At 70.3% G+C, this 2,466-nt stretch carries 2 protein-coding genes; both read right to left on the bottom strand.

Features of this window, described 5'->3' with window-relative positions:
• The coding region (gene secF, locus HUW36_RS30765; RefSeq protein WP_174531291.1) for a protein translocase subunit SecF at positions 1 to 1,127 on the bottom strand (1,127 nt) is incomplete at its 3' end.
• A gap of 1 nt (position 1,128) precedes the next feature.
• The coding region (gene secD, locus HUW36_RS30760) for a protein translocase subunit SecD (protein WP_174531290.1) at positions 1,129 to 2,466 on the bottom strand (1,338 nt) is incomplete at its 5' end.

Raw genomic sequence — 2,466 nt, 5'->3', positions numbered from 1 at the left:
CCGCTGGGGCGCTTGCCGGTCGGGCGGGCACCCACCTTCGGCGCCGCGCCGGCCAGGGCGGCGGCCTCCGGGTCGATCGGCTCGTCGCCGACCGGCGCGGTACGCGGCGCGCCCTTCGGGGTGATCTCGCCCCGGGCGAGGGCCGACCGACGGGCCAGCACCCGCTTGTTGTGGGCGCTGATCCGCGGGTCCTGGTTCTTCAGCAGCACCAGCAGCGGGGTGGCCAGCAGGATCGAGGTCAGGAACGCCACCGCCATACCGACGAAGAGGACCAGGCCCAGGTCCTTCAGCGTGCCCGCGCCGAGCAGGCCGGCGCCGATGAAGAGCAGGCCGCCGACCGGCAGCAGCGCGACGACCGAGGTGTTCAGCGACCGCATGAGGCTCTGGTTGAGCGCCAGGTTGGACGCCTCGCCGTAGGTGAGGTTGTTGTTCGCGGTGATGCCCCGCGTGTTCTCCTGCACCTTGTCGAAGACCACCACCACGTCGTAGAGCGCGAAGCCCAGGATGGTGAGGAAGCCGATGATCGTCGACGGGGTGACCTCGAAGCCGACGAGCGAGTAGATGCCGGCGGTGAGCACCAGGTTGGTCAACAGCGAGACGATCGCGGCGACCGCCATCCGCCACTCGAAGCGCAGCACCAGGTAGACCGACACCACCGCGATGAAGATGATCAGACCGAGCAGCGCGCGCGAGGTGACCTGGCTGCCCCAGGCCTCGGAGACCTGGTTGCCGCTGATCTGGTCGGCCTGGATGCCGAACTTCTCGGCCATCGCGGTCTTGGCCGCGTTGGCCTGCTCCGCGGAGAGCTGCCCGGTGCGCATCTCGTAGTACTCGCCGCTGGTGCCGCCGACCTTCTGCGCGCTGACCACCTCGACGCCGGGCGCCTCGTCGGCCAGCACCTCGTCGACGGTCTTCTCGGCGCCGTCCAGCGTGCCGACGCTGGCCGGCACCTGGAACGAGTTGCCGCCGGCGAACTCGATGCCGAGCTTGAAGCCGCTGAGCGCGAAGCTCAGGATCGCGATCAGCACCAGCACGCCGGCCACGCCGAACCACAGCTTGCGCCGGCCGACGATGTTGAGATCGGCCTCGCCACGGTAGAGCCGGGCGGCCAGACCACTCTTAGCCATCTCAGGCCTCCTTGACGCGCGGGTTGCGGGCGGTGCCCGGCTCGGCCGACCGGGCCGGCAGCGCCCGGCCCAGGCCGCTGACCCGCGGGGACAGGAACGCCCGGGTACGGGCGAACATCGTCATGATCGGGTGGCGGAAGAGGAACACGACGACCAGGTCCAGCACGGTCGCCAGGCCGAGCGCGAAGGCGAAGCCCTTCACCGCGCCGACCGACACGATGTAGAGCACCACGGCCGACATCAGCGTGATGGCGTTGGCCGAGATGATCGTCCGGCGGGCCCGGATCCAGGCCCGCGGCACCGCGCTGCGCGGGCTGCGTCCCTCGCGGATCTCGTCCTTGAGTCGTTCGAAGTAGATGACGAACGAGTCCGCCGCCACACCGAGCGAGACGATCATGCCGGCGATGCCGGCGAGCGTCAGCGTGAAGCCGATCGACCGGCCGAGCACCACCAGCGCGCCGAAGACCAGCAGCGCGGAGAGCACCAGGCTCAGGAAGATGACCGAGCCGAGCAGCCGGTAGTAGAAGAACGAGTAGATGATGACCAGCAGCATGCCGATGCCGGCCGCCAGCAGACCGGCCTGCAGGTGGCTGTCGCCCAGCGTCGCGGTCACGTTCTGCTGCTCCTGCGGCTCGAACGTCACCGGCAGCGCGCCGTAGCGCAGCTGGCTGGCCAGCGCGTTCGCGGTCTTGTTGTCGAAGCTGCCGGTGATCTGCGAGTCACCGGTGAGCACGCCCTGGATCTCGGGCGACGAGACGATCTCGTTGTCCAGCACCACGGCTACCCGGCACTTGCCGTCCTGGCCGAGCGCGGTCTGGTCGCAGGCCTGACCCTCGTTGGTGAACGCCTCGCGGGTCAGCGCGGTCCACTTCTCCTGGCCCTTGCCGGTGAAGTTGAGGCTGACCACCCACTGGCTGGTCTGGTCGAGCACCGCGTTCGCGTCGTCGACGTCGGTGCCCAGCACCTTGGCCTTGTCGAGCAGGTACTTCGCGCCGGCCTCGCAGGCCACCGCCTGCTGGTTCTCGTCCTTGATCGACGCGGCCGGCCGCTTGTCGAGCTGGGCGCAGGTGATCGAGGGGACGTTGAACTGCATGTCCACCGGCAGCACCGCGATCTCCTGCGGGGAGAGCGTGCCGAACGGCTTGAGCTTGTCGGCCAGCGACGGGTCGGTGGCGAGGTCGGCCGGGGCCTTCAGGCCGGTGGCGGCGCCCCAGGCGGCCGCGCCCACCTTCTGCTCGACGGCCTTGCGCTGCTGCTCGATGCTCTGCGGCACCGGGGCGGCGCTGGCGCTCGGGCTCGGGGCGGCGGCGCTCGGCGACGCCGACGGGCTCGGCGAGGC

Origin of the sequence: Micromonospora maritima, from assembly GCF_902825405.1 — a bacterium.
Lineage (GTDB): Bacteria > Actinomycetota > Actinomycetes > Mycobacteriales > Micromonosporaceae > Micromonospora > Micromonospora maritima.
Note: the sequence above shows the minus strand (reverse complement) of the source record. Positions and strands in the feature narration are given on the sequence as shown.